The sequence below is a fragment of the Pseudomonas sp. CFBP13528 genome (assembly GCF_005233615.1).
GTDB classification, from domain to species: Bacteria; Pseudomonadota; Gammaproteobacteria; order Pseudomonadales; family Pseudomonadaceae; genus Aquipseudomonas; species Aquipseudomonas fluorescens_AM.
The window spans coordinates 119451-132096 of record NZ_QGAJ01000004.1; the positions used below are offsets into that span (position 1 = coordinate 119451).

The 12646-nt window shown below is 60.8% G+C and carries 9 protein-coding genes and 4 tRNA genes; 11 read left to right on the forward strand and 2 right to left on the reverse strand.

The window, feature by feature from the left end; all coding sequences use genetic code 11:
- Positions 1-100: 100 nt before the first annotated feature.
- From gltX to PspCFBP13528_RS10130, 11 genes are all read left to right on the forward strand, one after another.
- A complete protein-coding gene (gene gltX, locus PspCFBP13528_RS10080; RefSeq protein ID WP_065952903.1) occupies positions 101-1582 on the forward strand; it encodes a glutamate--tRNA ligase in 1482 nt (493 codons plus the stop codon).
- A 147-nt stretch (positions 1583-1729) separates the two neighbouring features.
- Positions 1730-1805, forward strand: a tRNA-Ala gene (locus tag PspCFBP13528_RS10085).
- A 78-nt stretch (positions 1806-1883) separates the two neighbouring features.
- A tRNA-Glu gene (locus PspCFBP13528_RS10090) sits at positions 1884-1959 on the forward strand.
- Positions 1960-2008: 49 nt separating this feature from the next.
- Positions 2009-2084, forward strand: a tRNA-Ala gene (locus PspCFBP13528_RS10095).
- Positions 2085-2162: 78 nt separating this feature from the next.
- Positions 2163-2238, forward strand: a tRNA-Glu gene (locus PspCFBP13528_RS10100).
- Positions 2239-2420: 182 nt separating this feature from the next.
- Positions 2421-2960 carry a TetR/AcrR family transcriptional regulator gene (locus tag PspCFBP13528_RS10105; RefSeq protein ID WP_065952904.1) on the forward strand — a complete coding sequence of 180 codons (540 nt, stop codon included), beginning with the start codon at positions 2421-2423 and terminating at the stop codon, positions 2958-2960.
- 14 nt (positions 2961-2974) lie between these two features.
- Positions 2975-3808: an alpha/beta fold hydrolase gene (locus tag PspCFBP13528_RS10110; protein ID WP_065952905.1), complete on the forward strand. Its 834-nt coding sequence runs from the start codon at positions 2975-2977 to the stop codon at positions 3806-3808.
- 39 nt (positions 3809-3847) lie between these two features.
- The gene (locus PspCFBP13528_RS10115) at positions 3848-4282 is read left to right on the forward strand and encodes a thioesterase family protein (RefSeq protein WP_137200125.1); all 435 of its coding nucleotides are present in this window, start codon (positions 3848-3850) and stop codon (positions 4280-4282) included.
- Between the two features lie 55 nt (positions 4283-4337).
- Positions 4338-5297 (forward strand): tRNA-dihydrouridine synthase family protein, encoded by a 960-nt coding sequence (locus PspCFBP13528_RS10120; protein WP_101220280.1) that lies wholly within the window; start codon positions 4338-4340, stop codon positions 5295-5297.
- A gap of 599 nt (positions 5298-5896) precedes the next feature.
- On the forward strand, positions 5897-7243 hold the full coding sequence (locus PspCFBP13528_RS27785; RefSeq protein ID WP_241669078.1) for a hypothetical protein: 1347 nt from the start codon (positions 5897-5899) through the stop codon (positions 7241-7243).
- 88 nt (positions 7244-7331) lie between these two features.
- A complete protein-coding gene (locus tag PspCFBP13528_RS10130; protein ID WP_065952908.1) occupies positions 7332-8282 on the forward strand; it encodes a hypothetical protein in 951 nt (316 codons plus the stop codon).
- 67 nt (positions 8283-8349) lie between these two features.
- Here the strand turns inward: PspCFBP13528_RS10130 and PspCFBP13528_RS10135 are convergent, their stop codons facing one another.
- Together PspCFBP13528_RS10135 and PspCFBP13528_RS10140 are read right to left on the reverse strand one after the other, a co-directional pair.
- The gene (locus tag PspCFBP13528_RS10135; RefSeq protein ID WP_137200126.1) at positions 8350-11628 is read right to left on the reverse strand and encodes a PAS domain S-box protein; all 3279 of its coding nucleotides are present in this window, start codon (positions 11626-11628) and stop codon (positions 8350-8352) included.
- A gap of 66 nt (positions 11629-11694) precedes the next feature.
- Complete coding sequence (locus PspCFBP13528_RS10140) at positions 11695-12585, reverse strand: LysR family transcriptional regulator (protein WP_065952910.1); 891 nt, start codon at positions 12583-12585, stop codon at positions 11695-11697.
- Positions 12586-12646 lie beyond the last annotated feature (61 nt).

Here is a 12646-nt window from a genome sequence, read left to right on the forward strand (position 1 = left end):
GCCCCCGATGGCCGCGCCGCGGTTTTCCAGAAATCACCCAGGCTGTTACCATTCGCCCCTTGTTTCAATTTTCAGTCTTATCGCCCATTCGAGACCTGCCATGACCACCGTCCGCACGCGCATTGCGCCATCGCCTACTGGGGATCCCCACGTCGGCACTGCTTACATCGCCCTGTTCAACTACTGCTTTGCCAAGCAGCACGGCGGTGAATTCATCCTGCGGATCGAAGACACCGATCAACTGCGCTCGACCCGTGAGTCGGAACAGCAGATTTTCGATGCCCTGCGCTGGCTGGGCATCACCTGGGCGGAAGGCCCGGATGTCGGCGGCCCCCACGGCCCGTATCGCCAGAGCGAGCGCAGCGACATCTATAAGCAGTACACCCAGCAACTGGTGGACATGGGCCATGCGTTCCCATGCTTCTGCACCGCTGAAGAACTCGACCAGATGCGCGCCGAGCAACAGGCCCGTGGCGAAACCCCGCGCTATGATGGCCGCGCGTTGCTGTTGCCTCCCGAAGAAGTGGCCGCGCGCCTGGCCGCCGGCGAGCCCCATGTGATTCGCATGAAAGTGCCGAGCGAAGGCGTGTGCGTAGTGCCGGACATGCTGCGCGGTGATGTCGAGATTCCGTGGGACCGCATGGACATGCAGGTACTGATGAAGACCGACGGCCTGCCGACGTACTTCCTGGCCAACGTGGTCGACGACCACCTGATGGGCATCACCCACGTGCTGCGCGGCGAAGAATGGCTGCCGTCGGCGCCCAAGCTGATCCTGCTCTACGAATACTTCGGCTGGGAACAGCCGCAGTTGTGCTACATGCCGCTGTTGCGTAACCCGGACAAGAGCAAACTGTCCAAGCGCAAGAACCCGACGTCGGTGACCTTCTACGAGCGCATGGGCTTCATGCCCGAAGCCATGCTCAATTACCTGGGCCGCATGGGCTGGTCGATGCCGGACGAGCGCGAGAAGTTCTCGCTGCAGGAAATGGTCGATCACTTCGACCTGTCCCGCGTCTCCCTGGGCGGGCCGATTTTCGATATCGAGAAGCTGTCGTGGCTCAACGGTCAGTGGCTGCGCGACCTGCCGGTGCACGAGTTCGCCAGCCGTGTGCAGCAGTGGGCGTTGAACCCTGAGTACATGATGAAGATCGCGCCGCTGGTGCAGGGCAGGGTGGAAACGTTCAGCCAGGTCGCACCGCTGGCCAGCTTTTTCTTCGCCGGTGGCGTAAACCCGGATGCCAAACTGTTTGAATCGAAAAAGCTCTCGGGTGACCAAGTGCGTCAGTTGATGCAGTTGATCCTGTGGAAGCTCGAAAGCCTGCGCCAATGGGAGAAGGATGCGATCACCGCGACGATCCAGGCGGTGGTCGAGTCCCTGGAACTGAAGTTGCGTGATGCCATGCCATTGATGTTTGCCGCGATTACCGGGCAGGCCAGTTCGGTGTCGGTGCTCGACGCGATGGAAATCCTCGGCCCGGACCTCACGCGTTTCCGTCTGCGCCAAGCCCTTGATTTGCTTGGTGGTGTTTCGAAGAAAGAAAACAAAGAGTGGGAAAAGCTGCTGGGCGCCATCGCTTAAGCAGACGGTTGTAAGGACGAAACCCCGGTTTTCCGGGGTTTCGTCGGTAAGTGATTGTTATCCCGGCAAAAAATTTTGAAAATTGTTGAAAATAAATTTGACACGTTTCGAAACCGCCATTAAGATTCGCCCCGTCCTCACCGATGAGGGGCTATAGCTCAGCTGGGAGAGCGCTTGCATGGCATGCAAGAGGTCAACGGTTCGATCCCGTTTAGCTCCACCAATTTACAGGTTCAAGGTCTGGCCACACCGTCCTTGAATCGATCGGCACTCAGCGCCGATCAGCTGTACAGAAGGTTTTGTCCCCTTCGTCTAGTGGCCTAGGACACCGCCCTTTCACGGCGGTAACAGGGGTTCGAGTCCCCTAGGGGACGCCAGTTTCAACAAGCAGCTCGAAAGGGCTGCTGCGCCGCCAGGCGAAAAATCGGGGCTATAGCTCAGCTGGGAGAGCGCTTGCATGGCATGCAAGAGGTCAACGGTTCGATCCCGTTTAGCTCCACCAATTTACAGGTTCAAGGTCTGGCCACACCGTCCTTGAATCGATCGGCACTCAGCGCCGATCAGCTGTACAGAAGGTTTTGTCCCCTTCGTCTAGTGGCCTAGGACACCGCCCTTTCACGGCGGTAACAGGGGTTCGAGTCCCCTAGGGGACGCCACGATTACCCGCTCTGCGGGATTTTTAAGGGTCATTCAATTATTGAATGGCCCTTTTGTTTGTCTGGCGTTTGGCCAATTCTTTCCCCACTTCCTTTCTTCTGTTCTGACCAATGGTCGCGCTTGTCGCTTGCGCAATATTATTATGGTAATAATATTCAACCCATGAGAGACGGAGGCTTTGATGAGCGATAAAAAAGCGCAAACACGCGAACGCATCTTGCAGGCCGCCAGCGCGGCATTGATCCAGCGTGGCCCGGCCGAGCCGAGTGTCGGCGAAGTCATGGGGGCGGCGGGGCTGACGGTCGGTGGTTTTTATGCGCACTTTGAAAGCAAGGATGCGTTGATGCTGGAGGCCTTCACTCAGTTGCTGGCCAAGCGCCGCGCGGCGATAGAAGACCTGGACACGCAACTGACCGGCGAAGAACGTCGAAGCCTGGTGGCGGCGTTTTACTTGTCGCGCAAACACCGGGACTCCACCGGCCAGGCGTGCCCGCTACCTGCGACGGTTGGCGAAATGGGCCGTTTGCCGGACGCGTTCCGCCAGGCACTGAGCGAACATTGCGAGCTGATGGCGGCCCAGCTGGCGGCCACCCCGGAAGATACCGACAAGGCCCTGGCCGACATGGCGCTGATGGTCGGCGGCCTGACGCTGGCGCGGGCCTTGGGGCCGGGAGAGCTGTCCGATCGTGTGCTGCGCGCCGCCAAGTCGGCAGTCCGCTGAAGAGGGTTCAGAACATGGGCGACTTGAGTTGGGTGCGTGGCTTCAACGGCACTGTCGGCCGACTCGCGCCGCAAACGGTGGCCAACCGGATGCGGCGCACCTTCATGACGCCCCGTGAGCTGCCGCCACGGGCGTGGGAGCTGCCGGTGCTGGCGCAATCGCAGCGCATCACCTTGCGTTTCGGCCTCTCGGCGCTGCGCTGGGGGCACGGGCCGGCGGTGTTGCTGATGCACGGCTGGGAAGGCCGGCCTACGCAATTCGCCAGCCTGATCACGGCGTTGGTCGAAGGCGGCTACTCGGTGATTGCGCTGGATGGCCCGGCCCATGGTCATTCGCCAGGGCGTGAAGCACACGTGCTGCTGTTCGCCCGCGCCATGCTCGAGGCAGCGGCCGAGCTGCCCCCGCTGCATGCGGTGGTCGGCCACTCGATGGGCGGTGCCAGCGCGATGCTGGCTGTGCAGTTGGGGCTGCGTACGCGGGCGTTGGTAAGTATCGCCGCGCCGTCGCGGTTTCTCGATGCGCTGCGCGGTTTCACGCGCATGATGGGGTTGCCGCCGCGCGCACGTTCGGCGTTCATCCAGATGGTGGAGCTGGCATTCGGCATGCCGCTCAAGCACCTGGATGTCGCGCACTACCAGATGAACCTTCCCGGCCTGATCGTGCATGCCGAAGACGATACGTTCGTCCCGGTCAAAGCCTCGCAGACCATCCACGAGGCCTGGCCAGACAGTCGTCTGATGCGCCTGGAGCAGGGCGGGCATCAGAAGGTGCTGGCCGATCCACGGGTAATCGAAGGCGTACTCGCCCTGTTGGCGAGCTGTCATGTACAGGAGCGCCAGACCGCCTGATACACTGCGCCCGCCGACATCAATCGACTGGAGCAAGGCATGGGCTGGGATCTGGCAACGCCGTTCATCATCGACCTGCAGGTCGCCGCTGAGGACATCGACGGCCTGGGGCACGCCAATAACGCGGTGTACGTGTCCTGGCTGGAGCGTTGCGCCTGGCGCCATTCCCAGCGCCTGGGGCTGGACCTTGCCGAGTATCGGCACCTGGACCGCGCGATGGCCGTGGTGCGTCATGAGATCGACTACCTGGCGGCCGGCTACGAAGGCGATGAGCTGCAACTGGCCACGTGGATCGTCGATTGGGACCAGCGCCTGAAGATGACGCGCCGCTTTCAGCTGGTGCGCCCGCGTGATGGTGCCACCTTGCTGCGTGCGCACACCACCTTCGTTTGCATCGAGCTGTCCAGCGGCAGGCCCAAGCGCATGCCCGCCGAGTTCATCGAGGGATATGGGCCTGCGCTGACAGGGGGTTAACGGTTGTTACGGGAAACCCAGTAAACTGCGCCACGATTTTTGTTGAGTGTTTTCCATGCAAATTGCTTTGGCGCCCATGGAGGGGTTGGTCGACAACATCCTGCGGGACGTGTTGACCCGTGTGGGCGGTATCGACTGGTGTGTGACCGAATTCATCCGCGTCAACGACCGATTGCTCACCCCCGCCTATTTCCACAAGCTTGCTCCGGAACTGCTGCAGGGTGCCCATACCGCAGCGGGCGTGCCGCTACGCGTGCAATTGCTGGGGTCTGACCCGGTATGCCTGGCGGAAAACGCGGCCTTGGCCTGCGAGTTGGGGTCGCAGGTGATCGACCTCAACTTCGGCTGCCCGGCCAAGACCGTCAACAAGTCCCGCGGCGGTGCGGTGCTGCTCAAGGAGCCTGAGTTGCTCAACCGGATCGTCGAGCACGTGCGTCGTGCGGTCCCGGCGCATATTCCGGTCACCGCCAAAATGCGCCTGGGCTTCGACAGCCCGGATGGCGCATTGGTCTGCGCTACGGCGCTGGCCGAAGGCGGGGCCGCGCATATCGTGGTGCATGCGCGCACCAAGACCGATGGCTACAAGCCGCCAGCCCATTGGGAGTGGATCCCGCGGGTGCAGGAGGTGGTCAAGGTGCCGGTGTTTGCCAATGGCGACATCTGGAGCGTCGACGATTGGAAACGTTGCCGCGAAGTCAGCGGCGCCGAACACATCATGCTTGGCCGTGGCCTGGTGGCGCGTCCTGACCTGGCGCGGCAGATCGCGGCGGCGCGTGCAGGGCAAGAGGTGGTGGAAATGACATGGGCACAGATGCAGCCGATGCTCCAGGAATTCTGGACCCAATCGGTGGCGCAATTGACCGAGCGTCAGGCACCCGGCCGCTTGAAGCAGTGGCTGGCGATGCTGACGCGCAACTACCCCGAAGCGGTGGAGCTGTTCACCGCCTTGCGTCGCGAGACCGGCCTGGAGCAGGTCAGTCGCCTGCTGAGGATGCCCCATCCGGTGCCTGTCTGAAGCCAGGCAACCGAGTTCTTACAATTGACCTGCCTAAAGGCGCCACTGCAGGCGCCTTTTTTACGCGTGCGAGTTAACACAAACCATGGGCGAGTAAATACATGGAATGTTATCGACGAGTGACATTCCTACAGAGTATTAACGCATGTGACCACACTTGCGTATTAAAAAAGCCATAAATCAAGGCTTGGCGGAAATTGTCCATGGGGCAAAGTCTGATAATACGCTTTGGTTTCCTTATATGAACTGCGATTTGCGGAACTCGATAGCTCAACTTCCCACGAATGGAGGGACTGAAGCAGTGCTGCTGTTTTCAGTCGATAAAACTATCACTCCCTCTGACCCTAAACCGGTCGAGTTGTATGAAATAAAGGAACGTGCGTATGTCTATGTCGATTAACACTCCGCCACTGGTAAAAGTCGATACATCTGCTCTTGAGCAACCAGCGGTTTCGAACACTAAAGTTATTCTCAAACCGACCGTTCAGTCTCCTGGCACAACACCTCTCCTGACGTCATTGCGCCCGGACAATACGGCAGTCACTCCTGAGACCGCGCTGAGGCAGTTGTTCGATATGCTTGACGGTATCTTTAGGGCCATGCGCGACATATTTTCGGGCAAAACACCGGTGAAGCCCGACTCAGGCAAATTACCGATTGAACCGGATAACAGCAAAGAGCTGGTCAAGCCGGATGCGGGCAAGTTGCCGGTGAAACCGGACACCAGCAAGGAGTTGGTCAAGCCGGATGCAGGCAAGTTGCCGGTGAAACCGGACACCAGCAAGGAGCTGGTCAAGCCGGATGCGGGCAAGTTGCCGGTGAAACCGGACACCAGCAAGGAGTTGGTCAAGCCGGATGCAGGCAAGCTGCCGGTGAAACCGGATACCAGTAAAGAGTTGGTCAAGCCGGATACGGGCAAGCTGCCGGTGCTGCCGGACACCAACAAAGAGCTGGTGAAACCGGACGCAGGCGGGTTGCGGGTGCTACCACAACCCAATGATCCTTCAGTCAACCTGCCTGGAGGGAATAAACCGCACCCCATGCCGATCCCCCTAACGGTGCCGACGCCCGGGATAAGCGTAAACAACGACCCCAGGACAAACGTAAACGTGAATGTGGTAGTCGCTCATTGCCACTGCCCTGATGGAAAAGTCTCGCCGGATCACAAGCCCCAGCCACCCGTGCCGGATCACAAGCCCCAGCCGCCCGTGCCGGATCACAAGCCCCAGCCGCCCGTGCCGGATCACAAGCCTCAGCCGCCCGTGCCGGATCACAAGCCCCAGCCACCCGTGCCGGATCACAAGCCCCAGCCGCCCGTGCCGGATCACAAGCCCCAGCCGCCCGTGCCGGATCACAAGCCCCAGCCACCCGTGCCGGATCACAAGCCCCAGCCGCCCGTGCCGGATCACAAGCCTCAGCCACCCGTGCCGGATAACAAGCCCCGTCCAACCGTGCCGGATGCGAAGCCCCAGCCAACCGTGCCGGACGCCAAGCCCCGGCCAACCGTGCCGGACGCCAAGCCCCGGCCAACCGTGCCGGATGCCAAGCCCCAGCCAACCGTGCCGGATGCGAAGCCCCAGCCGACCGTGCCGGACGCCAAGCCCCAGCCACCCGTGCCGGACGCCAAGCCCCGGCCAACCGTGCCGGATGCGAAGCCCCAGCCGACCGTGCCGGACGCCAAGCCCAAGCCACCCGTGCCGGACGCCAAGCCCCGGCCAACCGTGCCGGATGCGAAGCCCCAGCCACCCGTGCCGGACGCCAAGCCCCAGCCAACCGTGCTTCCGGGCAACTTCCCAAGGCCTAATGTGCCAACGGATACCAAACCGCAACCCAAGCCAACGCCCTTGCCCGACGCTCCCACTCCGGACCTGACCAGTCCGTGTCCCGTCGACGACCGATCTGCTGGCAGGCATGGGCGCTTTAATCGGCTAAGTTCCAGGTTTTAAAGGCAGTCATCGCGTTTCGGTCTTTTTATAAGTGCAGGCATTTTTTCGAACGTGTAGTTCGAAGAGGTGCCTGTGCAGGGAGAACTCCATGTCACTCTTTCCAATTAATAACATTGCACGGGTCATTGATGTAAGGCAGTCATTATCGATCGATGCACTCAGCGCAAGTAATGAACCCACTATTAAAGCAGAGGGTGGTCGCGCGTCGGTCAGGGCGACGCCTGATATAAAGTATGGTGATATCGTGCAGCGTTCTGCGGTTGTCGAGAACGACGCGCAGGCGATCAACTCAGTCGTGGCGTTATTCACTTCGCTTTTGACTCAGTTGCTCGCGCTGGTAGCAGATAAGAAACAAAAGACTATTCCTGACGCTGTTCCTTCACCTGTTGTTCCGCAGGTAACCCCCCAGCCGGTGATGCCAAAACCGGATGCCGCAGCGAGCATTCCGGGTTTGTCGAGCAAGCGCGGTGGCGCGAAGCCCGACAATATCTGGAGTGGCTTTCGCCAGGGCCCGGATGGCAACTGTGTGACGGTATCGGCCATCAAGGCCGCGATGTACCGATTCGGACAAAGCCCCACGGATATTTTCCAGGAAGTGGCCAAGACCAATGGCGGGTATCACGTCGTCATGCGCGATGGCTTTCGGCTCACGTTGACTGACGGCGAATTGGCCGAGGGCACCCGAGGCGCCAAGTTCTCCGGGCCCGATAATGGCATGCTCAAGGATGCGCAGTTCCTGTTTGCCGTCAGCGCCAAGCGTGCGCAGATGGAGAACAACGATCGCACGGCCGGTCGCAGTTATCAGGCTGCGATTTATAGTCTGAATAACGGGGAGGATGAAAACGGCCCGGGCGAAGGCTTTCTGCGCCTTGGGTTGAAAAGCCACATGAAACGAGTGTCGGTGAGTGACCTTGCCCGAGGTCAGATAGGCATGTGCAACCGTACTGGGCATTCGGTGGCGGTCATCAACGGCCGCGAGGAGCTATGGGGAAAACAGGGGCGACCCCCCACACGTGGTCAGGCCGTTGCACTGATTTGACCATGGTGCACCTGGGCAGGGATAACCCAGGGTGCATTTTGTTGCAATGCTGCATTTCAGAAAATGCCTATTCCAGTAACTGCCTGAACCCCTCTATCGGCAATGGCCGGCTATGCAAGTACCCCTGATACAAATGACAGCCGAGCTTCTGCAGGAAGGCCAGTTGTTCCACGGTTTCCACGCCTTCGGCAATTACTTCCAGATTCAAGCTGCGGGCCATGGCAACAATGGCACGGATGATTTCAGCGTCATTGGGATCGTGAGTCGCGTCACGCACAAACGACTGGTCGATTTTCAGCCCATCCACCGGCAAACGCTTGAGGTAGGTCAGGGATGAGTAACCGGTGCCAAAATCATCCATCGCAAAGCTCACGCCAAGTTTTTTCAGGCGACGCATCTTCATTACCGTGTCGTCCAGATTCTGAATCACGATGCCTTCAGTGATTTCCAGCTTCAGCAAACTGTAGGGCAGATGGTGTTGCGTGAGGCTGCGCTCGACCCGCTCCACAAAGTCGTTCTGGCGAAACTGCCGCGGGCTGATATTCACGCACAGGCTGAAATTCAACGGGTCCACCAGGCCCTCGGCAATCAACCGCGCCAATGCGCTGCATGCTTCGTCAAGAATCCAGGTACCCACCTCGAGGATCAAGCCGCTGTCCTCCAGCACCTTGATGAATTCCGCCGGCGACTGCGCCCCCAGTTGCGGGTGCTGCCAGCGCACCAGGGCCTCGGCGCCGACGATCCTATTGCCACGCGCATCCACCTGGGGCTGGTAGTGCACGCTGAATTCACCGCGCGACAGGGCCAGACGCAGGTCGGTTTCCATGCGCAGGCGCTCGCTGGCGGTTTTTTGCATGCTGTTGTGAAACATTTGGGTGGTGTTGCGCCCCGAATCCTTGGCGCGGTACAGGGCGATGTCGGCGCGTTTGAGCAGGTCGGCGGGGGTGGTGCCATGGTCGGGGATCAGCGCCACGCCGATGCTTGGCGTCACCTGCAGACGGTGGCCGTCGAGGAACATCGGTTCGGAGAGCAATTCGCGCAGGGTATCGGCCAGCGCCTGTACCTGGCTGCTGACTTGCGTGCGTGAGCCCTCCAGGCCGCTGAGCAGGACCACGAACTCGTCACCGCCCAGGCGCGCCACCGTATCCTCCATGCGCACACTGGCTTCCAGCCGTGCGGTGACGATTTTCAACACGGTATCGCCCACCGGGTGACCGAGGGAGTCGTTGATGTGCTTGAAGTGGTCGAGGTCGAGGAACAGCAGCGCGCCGCGCAGGTTGTGGCGCTTGAGCAGGGCGATCTGCTGGCTCAGGCGGTCCATCAGCAGCGCGCGGTTGGGCAGGTTGGTCAGCGGGTCGTGATAGGCCAGGTGGCGGATCTGTGCCTGGGCGCTTTTCAGCAGGCTCACGTCCCGTGCGGTCAGTAGCAGGCACGGCGTTTCATTCAAGGTAATCGGTTCGACCGACACCTCCACTGCCAGCACCTCGCCACGCTTGTTGTGCCAAAGCATTTCAAGATGATGGATGCGCCCCTTGATCTGCAGTTCGGCCAGCAGCGCGGTGCGCTGGTTTTCATCGGCCCAGATGCCAATCTGGTACAGGGTGAGGCCGATGGCTTCTTCGGCGCGATAGCCGGTCAGGCGACAAAACCCATCATTGACCTCCACATATCGACCCGTGTCGCGCTCGGTGATCGAAATGGCGTCGGGGCTGGAATGGAAGGCTTTGGCGAACTTCTCTTCGCTGGCCTTGAGCGCCGCCTCCGAACGTTGCTGCTGGGTGATATCGCGCAGGGTCGTGACGATGCACGGCTGCTCATTGACCTTGATCAGGCGGCTGGAAATCACGCAGGTCAGGCTCTGGCCGTTCCTGGCATGCACCACGATGGCCACATTGCTCAATGACTGTTCGCGAATCACCCGCTGGATGCGTTGCAGGCGCTTGCTCGATTCATCCCACAGGCCGATCTGCTCGGCGCTTTTGTCGATCACTTCGGCGGCCGTCCAGCCAAACGTCTGGGTGAACGCCGGGTTGATCTCGATGAACTCGCCACTGTCCAGGCAGGTGACGCAGATCGGGTCGGGACTGGCCTGGAACAGGCTGGCGAATTTCTCTTCGGACGCGCTCAGGCGCTGCTCGCGTTCCACCTGATCGGTGATATCGAGCAAGGTACCGGCCATGCGCAGGGGCTTGCCGGATTCGTCACGATACAGCCGTGCGCGGCTTTCCAGGTAGCGCACGCTGCCATCCTCGGCGGGTACGCGGTAGGTCAACTGGTAGTTGCCGTCGGCGCCTTCGCGCAGGCTGCGGTAGGCATGGCGCATGCCCTCGCGGTCCTGATCGGACATGCCTTCAAAAAACGCATCGAAGGACTCGTGGAACGGTTCGCTCGGCAGGCCATGGAGCTGGGCGGCGCGGGCCGAGCCGTAAAGCATGCCGGTGGGGATGTGCCAGTCCCAGGTGCCCAGTTGTGCCGAGTCCAGCGCCAGGTCCAGGCGCTCCTGGCTGTCCTTGAGCGCCTGCTCGGCGTTTTTGCGCTCGGTGGTGTCGAGGAAGGTGCTGATCAGGTAGGCCTCACCGTCCAGTTCGACCTTTTGCGCACTGAGCGTGCCATCGTGGATCTGGCCGTTGCTGGCGCAGAACTGCACTTCCATGGTGATGGATTCACCTTTGCGCTGAGTCGCCTTGACCAGGTGCGTGCGTTGCTCCGGATGACGCCACAGGCCCAACTCCAGCGTCGTACGGCCAATGACTTGCGCCACCGGCCAGCCGAACAGCAGTTCGAAATGGTGGTTGGCCTCGCTGATCAGGCCGTCGGACTGGCGCGTCAGCAGCACCATGTTCGGGCACAGGTGAAAGAGCGTGGCGAAGCGTTTTTCAGAGTGGCTGAGGGCGTGTTCCCGCTCGCGCTGGTGAGTGATCTCGCGGATCACCCCGATCATTTGGCGCCTGCCGTTTTTGTCCGGCACCAGGCTGCCGTTGATTTCCAGCCAGTGCAGGCTGCCGTCGGGCCATTGGATGCGGTGATGCATGGCCTGTTCGACCGGTTCGCCGGCCAGCACCGCATGAAATGCCCTGACTACGTGGGCGCGGTCTTCCGGCGCCAAAAGGTCGAGGTAGTTGAGGTCATTGGGCAATGGCTGGCGCGGATCGTAGCCAAACAATGCCTGAGTGCCTCGGGACCAGTTGATTTTCCCGCTGTCGATTTCCCAGCACCATGCGCCCAGCCGCGCGGCATTGAGTGCCGACAGCAGTTGCGGGGCGCTGTCCCAGCGTTGTTCCGCCTCTTGGGGATCCAAGGCGTAGATGCGGGGCAGTGGTGGCACGGAATCAACGGGGTTGGGCATTATTCAAAGGGCCTCGGCTCGATGGGAAGACAGCGCGGTTCGCTTGAAGCCCGAGGCCGCACAACGTCATGCCGGTATCCCTGGCGGATCGACCTGTGCATCCAGAAGGCTCATGAAAGCCCGCGCAGCGTTCGACAGCGTCCTTTCGGTGTGCACGATATAGCCTAGCTGGCGACGCAGCTGTATGCCCGGCAACGCGATACTTGCCACCTGATCATCCAGCATGGTGCGTGGCAGCACGCTCCAGGCCAGGCCGATGGACACCATCATCTTGATGGTTTCCAGGTAGTTGGTGCTCATCGCGATGTTCGGCGTCAGGCCCTGGGCTTCGAACAGGCGGCTGACAATATGGTGGGTAAAGGTGTTGCCGCCGGGAAACACCGCAGGGTGCCCGGCGATATCGGCCAGGCTGACCGAGCCGTTGCTGATCAGGCTGTGTTCGGGGGCCACCACGAAATCCAGCGGGTCGTCCCACACGGACGTCGCGCGCACCAGGTTGTGCGGCTCGGGCGCCAGGGTGATGACCGCCACTTCGGCGCGTCCGTGGAGGATTTCTTCGTAGGCCACTTCCGAATCGAGGAATTGAATATCCAGCGCCACGCTCGGGTATTGCCGAGTGAAGGTGCGCAAAACCGGCGGCAGGCGATGCAGGCCTATATGGTGACTGGTAGCCAGCGTGAGGCGCCCGCTGACTTCTCCGGTCAGGTTGGTCAAGGCGCGACGGGTGTCGTCCAGCACATTCAGAATCTGATAAGCACGCGGCAGCAAGGCCCGCCCGGCTTCGGTCAGGCCCACTTCACGACCCAGGCGATCGAACAGGCGCACCTTCAATTGTTGCTCCAGGCCGGCAATGCGTTTGCTGATGGCGGGTTGAGTCAGGTGCAGGCGTTCACCGGCGCCGGAGAAGCTGCCGGTTTCGGCGATGGCGATAAAGGCGTTGAGGTTGGCCAGGTCCATGGTGCTATTCCAGTTGGTAATCCAAAGCATAAAAAATATGAATTTGAGTTATTTAATGTAG

Excerpts from the sequence above, each read along its gene's own strand:
- PspCFBP13528_RS27785 (WP_241669078.1), top strand. The coding sequence starts at position 5,897 with ATGCGCGACATATTTTCGGGCAAAACACCGGTGAAGCCCGACTCAGGC.
- PspCFBP13528_RS10130 (WP_065952908.1), top strand. The coding sequence starts at position 7,332 with ATGTCACTCTTTCCAATTAATAACATTGCACGGGTCATTGATGTAAGG.
- PspCFBP13528_RS10110 (WP_065952905.1), top strand. The coding sequence starts at position 2,975 with ATGGGCGACTTGAGTTGGGTGCGTGGCTTCAACGGCACTGTCGGCCGA.
- PspCFBP13528_RS10120 (WP_101220280.1), top strand. The coding sequence starts at position 4,338 with ATGCAAATTGCTTTGGCGCCCATGGAGGGGTTGGTCGACAACATCCTG.
- PspCFBP13528_RS10105 (WP_065952904.1), top strand. The coding sequence starts at position 2,421 with ATGAGCGATAAAAAAGCGCAAACACGCGAACGCATCTTGCAGGCCGCC.
- gltX (WP_065952903.1), top strand. The coding sequence starts at position 101 with ATGACCACCGTCCGCACGCGCATTGCGCCATCGCCTACTGGGGATCCC.
- PspCFBP13528_RS10140 (WP_065952910.1), bottom strand. The coding sequence starts at position 12,585 with ATGGACCTGGCCAACCTCAACGCCTTTATCGCCATCGCCGAAACCGGC.
- PspCFBP13528_RS10115 (WP_137200125.1), top strand. The coding sequence starts at position 3,848 with ATGGGCTGGGATCTGGCAACGCCGTTCATCATCGACCTGCAGGTCGCC.
- PspCFBP13528_RS10135 (WP_137200126.1), bottom strand. The coding sequence starts at position 11,628 with ATGCCCAACCCCGTTGATTCCGTGCCACCACTGCCCCGCATCTACGCC.